This is a genomic window from Wolbachia endosymbiont of Atemnus politus (genome assembly GCF_013309895.1).
The window spans coordinates 1-14,208 of record NZ_JAAXCS010000025.1; the positions used below are offsets into that span (position 1 = coordinate 1).

Here is a 14,208-nt window from a genome sequence, read left to right on the forward strand (position 1 = left end):
ATAACGAAATTGAATATACTATCTTTTTAGTAGGTTATAAAATTATTCATAACTCAATGATATAATTCATACCATATTTACAGCAAGGTATTAATTATGAACGAGGCAAAGGGTCCAGTAGTTAGATTAAAGGTCACAGCTAAAGAGTTCAATTTTAGTAAATTAAGAGCAGATCAAGATAATAAATTAGCAAATTCTGGTGAAACAATGTTCTTAGATTTTCAAAGGATGAATTTTATTATTAACGGGAAAAAAATAGATAAAAATTTTATTATTGCATTTAAGGAAGGAGCTAAACACCGCAAAAGCGAACTTTTTAATAGTGATGATATATATAGTAATGAAATATTTAACGACAGAGAAACAAGAGAAATAGATACAGATGATGGTAAAACTTTTGTTGATTCAATACTCAAAGGTCTTGAGAAAGAGCTTATAAATGATGAATTGGTCAAGCTGTGGAATAATCACTGTGAAAATCCTGAAATTGCTGATCATCAAAAAACTGATTCATATAAGAAAAATTTTGAAGAATTTTACAATGCTGGACAAAATTATATCCATCTATTGCCCACAGAAAAAGACGAAAATAAGGATTATCGTCCCTTTGCAAAAGAAATTTTTAAGCAAATATTCAGGTACGCTGGAGCAGAAGTTCCAAGTGATGCTATTTTAGAAGAGCTAGTTACTAATTGTAATCAAGCAGGGTATGAAGCTGCCCCCTTTGTACAAACTCAACTTGCACTTGGACAGTCATTTGTATTAGAAAGTCCTCAAAAAGTAATAAATATTGATTGTGTTAACCAAAACAGTGCCAGAATTAGATCTGATATGAGTATACCAGTACTCTCTATCAGAGATCAAGTGATGCATGGCGATAAGATATGCGATCTGTCTAATTCACTAGAATTTACAATTGAATCTCACAATGGTGAAAGCTTTGTAACATACAGAGATGGTAAATTGTCACTTACTATTCCTGAAGAGTTAAAAAGTTATAAAGATAATGGCAAGAGCTTGTTTGACATTATTAAAGAATATTTTCAGAAACTCTGTGCAAAATTAGGATTTAAACCTGAGACAAAAATACAAATAGAGCATGACTTAGGCACTTCAGTATTAGGTGGTGCAATATCTACTATAGGATCAGATGCAAACAAAGAATTTATCAATTTTTTAGAGAAAAATCTCAAAGATGAGTTGTCGAAGAAGGATGCTAATGAGGAAGATATTGATGCTTATGTCGAAGTTAAAGTGCCTACTGTTATCGATCTATTGAGTAAGTATGTTAAACTTGAGGATAATAAAGAAAATAGAGAGTTATTAGTAAAAGAAGTAGCAGACAATTTAGGGCTTTCTTCTCAGAATTATACGTTTCACGGTAATGGCAATCCTTTTGCACTAAGATCCTTACCTTATTTAGTAAAAGGTCAAGTTAATTATGAACAAGCTCAGTTTGTTGCAAATATCTTTACCAAGTTAATTATTGAAGGAAAAAGCGAAGTATACGAAAAACAAGGAGCGATTAATGCAATTAATCGGAAGGTAGATGGGAAAATTATTGAACAAGAAGAAAAAACAACCAACAAACAAAGTATAGAGAACGATAAGTGGACAGATAAAATAGAAAAACAGAAATTATCTGTGAAATCACACGAACATTCACTTTAAAGATACTGGTAGGCTTTGAAGGGAGTGTTGTAGCTCTTCTTACGATGGGGCCTACCCAATTGAACGAGAAGGTCTAAAAGATCAATAGCCCCCCTGCGAAGCGATATGGCAATAACCTGAATGTAAAGTAGATCAAACGAAAAATTAATTAAAAGCTGTGTCTCAAATTTACAATTCCAGCTATTATGTTAAACCTCATATTAGAGGTTGTCCGGAAACTAATAGAAGGCTATAATATCTGAAATTTTAGTATGGGGTAAAGATGAGAAAAAAGTATCCAACAGATCTAAGTGAAAGGGAATGGTCCCGAATAGAAAAATACTTCAGGGTATCGTACAAAAAAGGAGGAAGGCCGCCAAAATACAGTAAGAAAGAAATATTAGAAGCAATTTTCTATATACTACGTACAGGGTGCCAATGGCGGTATTTACCGAATGATTTTCCACTATGGAAGACTGTGTATGAGCAATTCAGGCAATGGAAAAAGCAGGGGATTTTTGAAAAGATGAACTATGAAATTACGAAATATAGTAGACAAAAAATAGGAAGAAATGAGCAGCCAAGTGCTTGTATAGTAGACAGCCAATCTGTGAAAACTACAGAAAAAGGGGGGTCAAAGGCTATGATGGGAGTAAAAAAGTAAAAGGTAGAAAAAGGCACATAATTACAGATACTCAGGGTTTTATATTAGGCTGTTATGTGGGTGCTGCTAGTGAAAATGACAGAGATGGTGTTAAAGTAGCATTGGATAATATGAGGAAAAAGTATATTAACGTTAAGAAAATGTGGGCTGATATGGGATATCAGGGAAAAAATTTAAAAAATCATATAAAGGAAGAATATGGAATAAATATTGAGATTGTTAAAAGACCTCCATGTAGGTTTTGGGTACATAAAGATACACCACTTGAGCTGCTACCGATGCGAGAACATGGATTTAAAGTACAACCAAGAAGGTGGGTTGTAGAAAGAACTTTTGCGTGGATCAATAGGAATAGAAGGTTATCAAAGGAGTACGATTTGCTGACAACATCTACTGAAAATTTTATATATCTTGCTATGAATAGGGTTATGTTAAAGAGGAAATATACCTAAATTTACTAGTTTCCGGACAACCTCTGAGATGACAAGAAAGGTGCTGCCTGAATGACATGTGAGAAGTCCAGTGAAATAGAAATTCACTTTAACTTCCTTAAATTTGCTCCTAACTTGATGCGTATGATTTCAGCATTTTCTAATTACAGTAATTTTAATGCAGCCTACTTTCCTGGATACAAATTAAAAGGAGGCAAGTTCTTATAAAGATCGGTTGAAGTTTCTAAGCTTAAGTTATATTGTCAATGTATTCAGATAAAAACTAAAAATTACTGTGTCAAATAAAATAGGGTTTTTGGCTGTTTTTGCCTTAGTTATTAGTAGTCAAATTGGCTCTGGAATTTTCATGCTGCCAATTAGCCTCGCCCCATATGGCGCTTATAGCCTCATAAGCTGGGTAATATCAGGATTTGGTGCTATATCTCTTGCTTTGGTTTTTGCCTTACTATGTGCAAAGTTTCCAGAGACTGGAGGTCCTCACGTTTATGTAAAGCATGCTTTTGGCCCTACAGCAGCTTTTTTTACTGGTTGGACATATTGGGCAAGTTCATGGGTTGGTTCAACAGCTGTAGCAGTTGCAAGTATTGGTTATTTAGCTCCGCTTTTTCATAATGATATGCAAAGTATACGTTTGCTTTTAGAAACAACATTAATTTTAGCTATTATGCTAATAAACTTAAGAGGAATAACTACCGTTGGACATGTTGAGCTTCTATTGATGATTGCCAAGATCGCCATACTGTTTGCAATACCAATAGCAGCATTATTTTTTTTTGATGGAAGTAATTTTATCGTGAGTGAAGAAGTATCAAACCTCACAGTATCTCAAATTTTTGCTCGTTCTTCACTGCTTACTTTATGGTGCTTTATTGGACTTGAAACAGTAACAGCATCTGCAGGATCGGTTCATGATCCGAGCAAAACAATACCAAGAGCTATAGTGCTTGGTACGTTCTCTGTTGCTATCATATATTTCATTAATAGCCTTGCAATTATGGGACTGATAAATGGCAACCACCTCGCTAACTCAGAAGCACCATACGTTGATGCGATAAAAATAGTTTTACCTGGTAATTGGTATCTAATAATTTCTATTGTTGCTTTCATCGTTTCCGTGAGTAGTTTAAACGCTTGGTTTCTAGCTGATGGACAAGTCGCTTTGGGCCTTGCAAAAGATAAGTTAATGCCGCAATTTTTTGCTAAAAAAAACAAGTACGATGCTCCTTTTTGTGGAATAGTAATCAATACTTTGGGAATATTAGCTTTGCTCGTTTTAACATCGAGCAAGAGTTTCGCTAAGCAAGTAACTTCAATTATCGATGTTGCTGTGGTTTCATATTTATTTGTCTATTTGGCATGTAGTTTTGCGTTCCTCAAGGTCATTATACAGGAGAAAAACTACTACAAATTTTTAATTGGAGGCGTGGCTGTATTTTTTTGCTGTTGGATAATATATGAGACTCCTATAAACACATTGCTAATGTCAAGCCTATTTCCTCTAAGCGGCACGCTTATCTATCTATTTTGGTACCATAAACTAAAAGCTTAACGTAAAAACATAATTTTTTATTTGTTAAAGCTCTTGGGGGTAAGTATACTACTGATTTTTATTAATAGGATCAAGAGGTATTGTGCCAAACAAAATAGGTTTCTTGACTGTTCTTGCTTTAGTCATTAGTAGCCAGATCGGCTCTGGAATTTTCATGCTTCCAATTAGCCTTGCTCCATATGGTGCTTATAGCCTCATAAGCTGGGTGATATCAGGATTTGGTGCTGTGTCTCTTGCATTAGTCTTTGCTACACTATGTGCAAAGTTCCCAGAGACTGGAGGTCCTCACGTTTATGTAAAATATGCTTTTGGTCCTACAGCAGCTTTTTTTGTTGGTTGGACGTATTGGGTAATCTCATGGGTTAGCACAACAGCTTTAATAGTTGTGGGTGTTGGTTACCTTACACCATTTTTCCATGAAGGTATCCAGAACATACGTTTGCTTTTAGAGCTATTACTATTTACAATCATTACATTAATAAATTTAAGAGGAATAGCTACTGCAGGACGCGTTGAGTTTCTACTTACGGTCATAAAAATTTCTGTATTGCTCGCAATACCTATAGTGGCGTTGTTTTTTTTTGATAGAAGTAATTTTATTATAAGTGAAGAAATATCAAATCTTACAACATCGCAGATTCTTGCTCGTTCTATACTACTGACTTTATGGTGTTTTGTTGGAGTTGAATTGGCAACAGCACCTGCAGGATCAGTCAACGACCCAGCTAAAACTATACCAAGAGCTATAGTGCTTGGCACAATCTGTGTTGCAGTTATATATTTTATCAACAACTTCGCAATCATGGGGCTGATAAATGGCAATGATTTAGCAAACTCAAGAGCGCCATATGTTGATGCGATAAAAGTTATGCTCTCCGGCAATTGGCACTTGATTATTTCTGTAATAGCATTTATTTTCTGTGTTGGTACTTTAAACGCTTGGGTTTTATCTAGCGGGCAGGTTGCTTTTGGTCTTGCAGAAGACAAGCTTATGCCACAATTATTTGCTGAAAGGAACAAGCATGGTTCTCCCTTTTGGGGGATAATAACCAGTTCAGTTGGAACTGCAATTTTACTAATTCTCACTTCAAGTAATGATTTTGCTAAGCAAATCACATCGATTATCGACTTTTCTGTAGTTTCATTTTTATTTGTCTACCTTGCATGCAGCCTTGCTTTTCTAAAGGTTATCATACAGGAAAGAAATTATTACAAGCTTTTAATTGGCGTCATAGCAACAACATTTTGCTGCTGGGTGGTAGTTGAAACTCCTATAAACACCTTGCTAACTGCAAGCTTATTTACCGCAAGTGGTGTACCTCTTTATTTATTTTGGTATCGCAGAATTTCTGTACAATAAATGTTATGCTCTTTGAATGATCGGTATTTATAGACTATGACCTTTTTTGTCGTCTACTTGCTCAACATTACTTTTTTCAAGTCTGCTACCTACTTTTTGTGTATATTCATCATCTACACTAGTCTCATGTCTTGTCTTGCTAGAGCAAACTGCCTGTGATTTTTTGTGTGCTTCTTTTTCAGGTATAAAAACCCTTACTAAAAATCTTCCTATAATCGGTATTGATTTCAAGAAATCCCTTAGTTTTGAAGGCTGTTGTTCTGTTTGTGCAAACTGTGTTTTAACAGTCTTTACAGCATACTTTGCATCATCAAAATTTATCTTAAATTCTCTTTTTGAGAGAACATTTTGAACCTTTGATCCACTAATTTTCTCAGGTTCTTGAGATATAGATGGAGCAGGTTTTACCTTAGTTTCATCGTACTCTTTACTCATCTCTCACTTTATTATGTAATATAATCAATATTGCATAATAATAACTAAATTACAATTAATTTTAAAGTAAAAATATTAAAACAATTGTAAATTTTATCAGCAAAAATATAATATACCTTTAAAGTTAGAGGTTTATCTATATGGGACATAAAATCGCTGTCGTCGGGGCGACTGGAAGAGTGGGGCGCGAGGTGCTGAGTATACTTGCTGAGTTCCAAAACGAGAAAAAATTTTCGATAGACTCTATTATTGTATTTGCATCAAAAAAATCAAAGGGAAAAAAGGTGAGCTTTGGCGATGAAGAACTAACTATTTCATGCCTTGAAAATTATGGCTTTGTTGGAGTCGATATAGCTATTTTCTGCGCTGGATATCATGTTTCTGAAAATTACGTACCAATTGCAACACAGGCTGGATGCATCGTGATAGATAACAGTTCCCATTTTAGAATGAAAGAAGGTATACCACTAGTTATTCCAGAGATTAATAAAGAAAAAATCATGGAATATAAAAACCACAACATAATATCTAATCCAAACTGTACTATAATACAGATGCTGCTGGTACTACATCTATTACACCAAAAAGCAAAAATAAAGAGAATTGTTGCTTCAACTTATCAATCGACTTCTGGTGCAGGCAAAGCAGCGATGGATGAACTCTATGACCAGACAAAAAAAATCTTCATGAACGAAGCTAAAAAACCCGAGATATTTCCCAAGCAAATAGCATTCAATTGCATTCCTCACATAGGGGAATTCATGGAAGATGGCTCTACAAAAGAAGAATGGAAAATGCAAGAGGAAACGAAAAAAATTTTAGAAAAAGACATAAAAGTGACCGCAACGTGCGTAAGGGTGCCTGTTTTTATTGGTCATGCTATAGCAGTAAACGTAGAGTTTGACCAGCATATAACTGAAGAACAAGCCCGTGAAGTGTTAAGCAGAGCCGAAGATAGTGGAATTTTAGTGTACGATAGGCGTGAAGACGGCGAATATACGACTCAAATTGATGTTGTGCAGGAGGATGCCGTATACGTATCGCGTATTAGGGAAGACAATACCGTCGAACACGGGCTAAATATGTGGATAGTGGCTGACAATCTACGCAAAGGTGCAGCGCTAAATATAGTGCAGATTCTGGAGATTCTGACGAGGAAAACTTAAGTACATGTAGAGTCGAAGTATATCACATGTAAATAGCTACTGGGTTTTTTGACAACAGAAAGAAGAAACCCCTTGACAACTCCCGCCAATCTTATTACCATGTCATTCAGGGTATTTCTGACTCAAAACTTGTTTTTGACCTGCAGGATCAACGACAAAAATTTAGTAAAAAACTTAAGGTATTTATTGGCGGATTATATAAATTATTGGGGCTACATGTCTTTTAAATTTTTTCACATGCAGCCAAAATCGCGCTTAAACTAAGCGTCAGCACATTATTACAGCGCCAAGTTACATTATTAGAGGGTCAAAACTCGCATCACGGGGGTTTTTTTGCCTTTTTTTGGTTTGGTAAATTTATTAATATTTAGATTAGTTACAATCTGGCCAGCGTGTAACGCTGATCCTATGAGAAGAAATAGATCCCAGTGTCTGGGCACTGGGATGACACCCTCCGGGTAGGCTCAAATTACAACGTTCGTACAGTTGTGTGTCAAGCACTGGAATGACACCCTTTTGCCAGTGTCCGCTATTTGGATGATACCCTCCTGCCAGTGTCGGGGCTACTTGGATGACAAGAAATAGAGCGTTGGGATGACAGGAGAAGGGTGTTGGAATGTAAAGTTATTAAAGGCTTAACTTCAGTCCAGCTAAGAATACGTAACCTGAGTTGTTTTTGGACTTTTCGATTGGCTCTTCGGCATTAAATTTTACAATATCGAAATAGTATGAAGTGCCTACAAAAAGAGAATTTTCAAGGCTTAAAGCATACGATGTTAACTTGTTTGTACCTTTGCCTACAATCTTTCGACCACTATTGAAATATGTTAAGCTCAATTTGTGAGAGTCAGAACGGTAACCGACACCCGCATTAGTGTAATATGTGTTGCTCACTTCAGGGTCGTACCTTTCACCAGATTTACCACCATTACCATACGAAAAAATGCAATCAAGATCGAACAATCTTAATTTCAAGCCAAAATTCCAGTGCAGTAGTTGGTTACGGCATTCATAATTTTTAGAAGTTCCATCTGAGCAATCGGTTAAATTTTCCTTTGCAAACTCACCAGTTACGGCGGTAGTAAAACTTATATCATCTGATAAACCATTCTTATAGGAAAGGCCAGCAGCAATTAGGTTGTTATACTGTAGGTTATTTTTTCCTGGAATATAACTGAGTCCCAATTGAAAGTTATAAATTTCAGGGGAGATATAACTTACCGCTGGTTGTTTTAACTTCAGCTCTAGCCCATTATAATCACTATAAATATTGGGCTTAACCCAAAAGACTCTGTCTTTATCATACCCAGCACCATCATTCTTCTTTTCGTTGCTACGCAAATTTGCGTAGTTTGTCCAGCAACCATTTACTCCTCCAGCAGCCGCATAAATTTTTGAAGTGTTGATCAGCATGCTTTGGCTAACCAACTCTCTTTTACCATATTCAATTGATCCAAGTCCCTTGTTTTTTATGATAAAATACCATTCCTCCATGTCTAATTTTTCTATGTCTAGTGCCTTTAGGTTTGCGATGCCAGACACTCCTGTCCTAACATTAAACCCCATTTGAATATTCGGATAAACTTGCTGCAAATAAAGAAAGCGCAAGTATGAATAACTTGAAGTCTTGTTTTTTGGTTTAATATTGAAAGAATCTTGGTTAAAAGCGTAGCCAAATCTTAAATCTATTTTCCCATCTAGTTCTGCATAAAATATTCCCTTGTCTAGAATTATCCTAGTGCCAAAACTACTTTGTGAAAACAATAACAAAAGCAGTGTTACTAGGCAGTATTTTAATTTCATGAGTAAAATTAAATTTTTTATAAAAATTTAATTTTAAACTCAATATGGACAAAAGACAACTCCTCAAAAGGCTCCTTTGGTTAAGTTTGCTGTTAGTTTTTGAGCTATGCTTCCATAAGCTATTGATATACTGGGTAACCCATGCTTTAATAATTGCTTATTGATAGCAGAATGTATACGATCAATCACTTTAGGTGCGTTTTCTGCATTACAGTTGAATAAGATAAAGAGCAATTTATTTTCGCCAATATACCCTAGGAAATCATCACTGCGGCAATTTTTGTGAAAGTGTTCTACAACGACTTTCAGTGCGTCATTTGTCTCATCACAGTTAAAACCAATAACTCCCATAGCCACATTAATTTGATATTGCAGGGCAAAATTCGATATAATACACAGCTCTAAAATAGAGGATTCATTGTCTGGTATACCAAATAAGTTGTGGTTCTTGTATTTTTTACCCATTAGATATTCATCTCTGAACATTCCTAATTTATGCAACAAGCTGATGTCACGTATCAACAGCTCATAATTAATCTTGTTATCAATAAATTGCATGGTGCGAAAGACTTTTACTCTTGTCTTGATGTCTTCTCCTCTAGCGTCAATTAAGGAAAAACCTATCACTTTAGGTAATACATCAAATAAATCTTGCCCATCTTCAGTATACTCTAAATAGTTTTTCACGTCATTAGCTGCTCTTGCACTTAAGATATTGATTAATGGCTTGTTAAGTAGGCTCTCTTTCTTGTATTTTAACAAATCCCTTGCAGCTTGATTAAGTCCTGAAATTAATACAGTTTTTTTCTTATTATCCTGACAAACAGATATCACAGCATCATCTTTCCTTCTTGCAGTTATGAAATCTTCCATGCTTTCATTACTATACGGCGTATTTATAAGTATAATAGGATTGTATTAAAATTCATTTACCTATAATATGCTTAATTGAATATAATAGAAATGGCTTAATATTACGTCGTTGCTAGCCACTTTTAGGTAGTAATAAAGGCAACTTATCACTCCAGCACATAATACTGGAACCTAAGAATTTTCCGGAAGAACAAAAGAGGCAGACTAACCTACCCCTTTGTTTTGCTTAATACCTATTTTTTCTGTTCTTGAGAAGCAGCTTGTTCTACAACAACTGAGCCTAAATAAGTGTTAAACTCTTTAGCACCATTTTGGTTTAACCCTAATTCTTCCAGTTGCTTACTTTTATCATTTATTGAAACATATTCGCCATCATCTTTTTTCACTTCTAATGAATCTATCTTTGATAGTAAAGTATTGCCTAGCTCCTTGGCAATATTATTATCAACAATAACACGACACTCTTTGCCTTCTGAGTTAGTGAAATATATACAATATTTACCTTCTATAACCTTACCGTCTTTATTCTCATGTTTATTATTTTCTTTCATTTGCTCAAACACATCTTGTGTTAACATTAGTACTGGTTGATTTTGATCGTCAGCAACAACCTTTGGAGCTTTTTCCTCAGATATTTTGTTATTTTTGATGATGCTATACACTGCTAAACCAATTAGTGCAACAGAAACAGTTGCTAATATACCTATTCCAAGTGGTGTAGCTGCAAAAGCTGCAAGTGGAGCCAAAGCTGAAGTTGCAGACACCCAATACGGTGCTGAAAGTGCTACTGCTGCACCTATGACATACAGAGAAGTAAGTGCAACAAGTGCAGTGTTCATTACGTGGAGTTGACCACGATGGTTTTTAAAAGTTTTGGTGATCGACATCATTAACCTCAATAAATTATTAATATACTAAAATTATATGTAAAGAATCATTGCAGTCAAGAGTTTTTTTATTTAGTAATTTTTGCATAAACTATCTGCCACTTGAGCCAAAACCTCCTGTATTTCGGTCAGTTTCTTCTGTGCAAAATTCCTCTGTATTATCCCAAACTACCCAAGATGTAGGAGCAACAAGGATTTGTGCAATCCTATCTCCTCTTTTTATTTCATAAGGTTGATTGCTTAAATTAATCAAGCAAACTTTAACCTCACCTCGATAATCAGAATCTATAGTACCTGGAGAATTTAAGACAGTGATTCCATGTTTTGTAGCAAGACCAGAACGCGGGCGAACTTGTCCTTCAAAACCATTTGGTACTGCAATTATAATTCCAGTTGGAATCAGTAACCTTTCGAGTGGATTTAAAAACACCGGACTACCCAGTGCTGCATAAAGATCCATACCAGCACTCTGCGCGGTTGCGTAACATGGAAGAGGCAGATCTTCTCCGTGTGATAATTTTTTTATTTCTACTTTAATTTTTTGCACTCTACCTACCAAAGCTCAAGTTATAGCATGTAAATTGTGTCCGCGAAAGTGATAACAGCAATCAATGTTCAGCTACAAATCATTTACAATTGACACACTCGAATTATTCTCAGTAAATAAATCAACTATAATATTAGGTACTCCGCCATCAACTATATGAGCGGTTCCAGCACATTCTTCCACCATTTTAGTACATGCTATAAGCTTTTCAATAAGTCTTTCTCCCCTAATTTTACCACAATTAATCGATGCATTTAAATTTTTAACAGATATTCTCCTATCACCAATCTTATCTATTTCTTCTGTATCACTAAAGGTTATCATTTTAGATGCAGAAACTGCAATTGCTATTGCACTTGCAGCACTATCGGCATCGATGTGATATGTTTCCCCATTTCTTCCATGACCGATAGGTGCAATAACTGGTATAAAATCTGATTCTTCAACAAAAAATAATATATCAGGATTGATTTCGATTGGTATGCCAATAAACCCCATGTCTAATATTCTTTCGATATTGTTTGATCCATTTTCCCTAAGCGTAGTGCTTACTTTTTCGGCTTTTATTAGGTTGCCATCTTTTCCACATAATCCAATAGCCGAACCACCAGCAGAATTTATGCACTGAACAATTTTTTTATTAACTGAGCCACATAACGCCATTTCAATGATTTTCATAGTATCTTTGTCTGTAAATCTGATATCATTCACAAACTTACTATTGATATCCAAGGTTTTTAGTACAGAATCAATTTCATGCTCTCCGTCATGGATTATAACTGGATTTATGCCAAGCTGCTTCAACAAGACAACATTATGCACAAAAGTATTGAGCAGCGTCTCGTTTGAGATTGTCACGTTGCCGCATTTGATGACAAAAGTTTCGCCTACAAAATTGGGTATATTAGATAGCACTTCAAGCAATATTTCTGCTTTTTGTCTAAATGATATCTTACCATTAGAAAATTCACAGCTCTTCATTCTTTTATCTTGTAAACTTGAAAAATTCATCTCTTACCTTGGTTATTTTACACTTAATACGGATGCTTATTTGATGAATTGACACGTTCTCATTATCAATCCATTTTTGAATGCTTTCTAGAGTGGCATCGAGATTTTTTTGACTTACCTTGTCTATTTTTGTTAGCACAACATTAAAGTTAATATTATTATATATTAACCAATAAATAAAGTCTTTGTCTATTTCTTTTAGTCCTACTTTGCTATCTACCAATACAAACACTCTTCTTAAGCTTCTTCTCTGAATTAAGTAATACTCAATTAGATCTAAATATTGTATTGTTTCTTCCTTGCTTGCATGAGAATAGCCATACCCAAGCCTGAACTTATCATTGTATATAGAGTATAAAAATTTATTTGTCTAGTGCACCCAGGTTTAGAAGAAACTCTGGCAGCTTTTTTGCTGTTTGTCAGTAAGTTAATTAAACTGGATTTTCCTACATTCGATCTGCCAGCAAAAGCAATTTCCGGAACCGATTCATTTGGTAATGATTGTATGTCTGAAGTCCAAACATAAAATTGCCTTTGTTCCCTTGCCATTATTTTATAGAAATAGGTATAAATAGGTATCTAAGGTAGTATGTATATTATAATGTTATCGCTTGATAAAAAAAAATTTGTTTCAAGTATACATTTTAGTAGTTAAACTAAGCTGTATGGACATGGAAAATAACTTACAAGACTTAAAGGAAAAAATTAATGATATAGAAAGAAAATTGGAAAATCCTACCAACTTAAGTCAAAAAGAATTTATCAACCTTTCAAAAGAATATTCTGAACTCAGACCAATTATCGAGGTAATTGATGAATACAACACGCTGAAAGAAGAAATTTTAGACTTAGAGGAAATAATAAAAGATGAAAATAGTGAATACGATATAAAAGAGTTAGCAAAAGAAGAACTCCTTGAAAAGCAAAAAATGTTACTGCCAGAAGTAAAAACCAAGCTAAAGTTAGCACTACTGCCAAAAGATGAAGATGACTCAAGAAACGCAATACTAGAAATCAGAGCAGGCACAGGGGGAGAAGAAGCGGCATTATTTGCAGCAATGTTATTTCGCATGTACCAAAAATATGCAGAAAGAAGAAGTTGGAAGTTTGAGCCAATAAGTATCTCTAGCACAGGTATAGGTGGCTATAAGGAAGCTTCTGCACTTGTTAATGGAGAAGTTTTCGCAAGACTGAAATTTGAATCAGGAGTACATAGGATGCAGAGGGTACCTGAAACTGAATCCTCGGGAAGGCTGCACACTTCAGCAGCTACTGTTGCAATATTACCTGAAGTTGAAGAAGTCGATTTTAAAATAGAAGAGAAAGACTTACGAATAGACGTTTACAGGTCTAGCGGCCCTGGAGGGCAATCAGTCAACACAACCGACAGCGCAGTAAGAGTTACTCACTTGCCAACAGGAATAGTTGTAATACAGCAGGATGAAAAATCGCAGCATAAAAATAAAGCCAAAGCGCTCAAAGTGTTGAGGGCAAGGCTATATGAAATTGAAAGACAAAAAAAAGAAATGGAAAGGTCAACAATGAGAAAAAGCCAGATCGGTTCTGGAGATCGTTCTGAGCGCATAAGAACTTATAACTTTCCACAATCGAGAATAACAGATCACAGAATTAATCTGACTTCACATCGGTTAGAGCAGATTATAAAAGAGAGGGCGAACTGGATGAATTTATCGAGGCCTTAATTTCACGTAACGAAGCAGAAAGGTTGGCTGGAGAGAGTTAATGTTATCTTTTGAACCACACTTAGTATTTGGGTGCACACACTTGTATATATATTTTTTATAATTTAT

The 14,208-nt window shown here is 35.1% G+C and carries 12 protein-coding genes and 2 pseudogenes; 7 read left to right on the plus strand and 7 right to left on the minus strand.

What is annotated here, in order from left to right; translation table 11 throughout:
- Nucleotides 1-96: 96 nt before the first annotated feature.
- The 5 genes from HET73_RS02690 (at nt 97) to HET73_RS02710 (ending at nt 5,675) form a co-directional block, all read left to right on the plus strand.
- Complete coding sequence (locus tag HET73_RS02690; protein WP_174133476.1) at nt 97-1,671, plus strand: hypothetical protein; 1,575 nt, start codon at nt 97-99, stop codon at nt 1,669-1,671.
- Between the two features lie 262 nt (nt 1,672-1,933).
- Nucleotides 1,934-2,766, plus strand: a protein-coding gene (locus HET73_RS02695; protein ID WP_174132980.1) for an IS5 family transposase whose coding sequence is annotated in 2 segments (ribosomal slippage) — nt 1,934-2,300 and nt 2,300-2,766 — 834 coding nt in all. Because the reading frame shifts where the segments join, the coding sequence is not laid out codon by codon here.
- Between the two features lie 51 nt (nt 2,767-2,817).
- Nucleotides 2,818-2,973 carry a hypothetical protein gene (locus HET73_RS02700; protein WP_174133981.1) on the plus strand — a complete coding sequence of 52 codons (156 nt, stop codon included), beginning with the start codon at nt 2,818-2,820 and terminating at the stop codon, nt 2,971-2,973.
- A gap of 67 nt (nt 2,974-3,040) precedes the next feature.
- Nucleotides 3,041-4,315, plus strand: a complete 1,275-nt coding sequence (locus tag HET73_RS02705) for an amino acid permease (protein WP_174132981.1) — start codon at nt 3,041-3,043, stop codon at nt 4,313-4,315.
- An 82-nt stretch (nt 4,316-4,397) separates the two neighbouring features.
- Entirely contained in the window at nt 4,398-5,675 is a 1,278-nt protein-coding gene (locus tag HET73_RS02710) for an amino acid permease (protein ID WP_174132982.1), read from the plus strand.
- A 27-nt stretch (nt 5,676-5,702) separates the two neighbouring features.
- Here the strand turns inward: HET73_RS02710 and HET73_RS02715 are convergent, their stop codons facing one another.
- On the minus strand, nt 5,703-6,110 hold the full coding sequence (locus HET73_RS02715) for a hypothetical protein (protein ID WP_174132983.1): 408 nt from the start codon (nt 6,108-6,110) through the stop codon (nt 5,703-5,705).
- 140 nt (nt 6,111-6,250) lie between these two features.
- Here HET73_RS02715 and HET73_RS02720 point away from each other — a divergent pair, with 140 nt between their 5' ends.
- The gene (locus HET73_RS02720) at nt 6,251-7,276 is read left to right on the plus strand and encodes an aspartate-semialdehyde dehydrogenase (protein ID WP_174133982.1); all 1,026 of its coding nucleotides are present in this window, start codon (nt 6,251-6,253) and stop codon (nt 7,274-7,276) included.
- A 627-nt stretch (nt 7,277-7,903) separates the two neighbouring features.
- Here HET73_RS02720 and HET73_RS02725 read toward each other — a convergent pair.
- The 6 genes and pseudogenes from HET73_RS02725 to yihA all read right to left on the minus strand — a co-directional run bounded on the left by HET73_RS02725 (nt 7,904) and on the right by yihA (nt 12,946).
- Nucleotides 7,904-9,079, minus strand: coding sequence for a porin (locus tag HET73_RS02725; RefSeq protein ID WP_174133983.1), 1,176 nt, complete (start codon nt 9,077-9,079; stop codon nt 7,904-7,906).
- Nucleotides 9,080-9,142: 63 nt separating this feature from the next.
- A complete protein-coding gene (locus HET73_RS02730) occupies nt 9,143-9,952 on the minus strand; it encodes a nucleotidyl cyclase domain-containing protein (protein WP_174133984.1) in 810 nt (269 codons plus the stop codon).
- A gap of 233 nt (nt 9,953-10,185) precedes the next feature.
- A complete protein-coding gene (locus HET73_RS02735; RefSeq protein ID WP_174133985.1) occupies nt 10,186-10,839 on the minus strand; it encodes a hypothetical protein in 654 nt (217 codons plus the stop codon).
- A gap of 91 nt (nt 10,840-10,930) precedes the next feature.
- A complete protein-coding gene (gene dut, locus HET73_RS02740) occupies nt 10,931-11,386 on the minus strand; it encodes a dUTP diphosphatase (protein ID WP_174133986.1) in 456 nt (151 codons plus the stop codon).
- A 72-nt stretch (nt 11,387-11,458) separates the two neighbouring features.
- The gene (gene argB, locus HET73_RS02745; RefSeq protein WP_174133987.1) at nt 11,459-12,367 is read right to left on the minus strand and encodes an acetylglutamate kinase; all 909 of its coding nucleotides are present in this window, start codon (nt 12,365-12,367) and stop codon (nt 11,459-11,461) included.
- A gap of 4 nt (nt 12,368-12,371) precedes the next feature.
- Nucleotides 12,372-12,946 (minus strand): annotated as a pseudogene (gene yihA / locus HET73_RS02750) (ribosome biogenesis GTP-binding protein YihA/YsxC).
- Nucleotides 12,947-13,062: 116 nt separating this feature from the next.
- Here yihA and prfA point away from each other — a divergent pair.
- Nucleotides 13,063-14,141 (plus strand): annotated as a pseudogene (prfA, locus tag HET73_RS02755) (peptide chain release factor 1).
- The last annotated feature ends 67 nt before the right edge of the window (nt 14,142-14,208 follow it).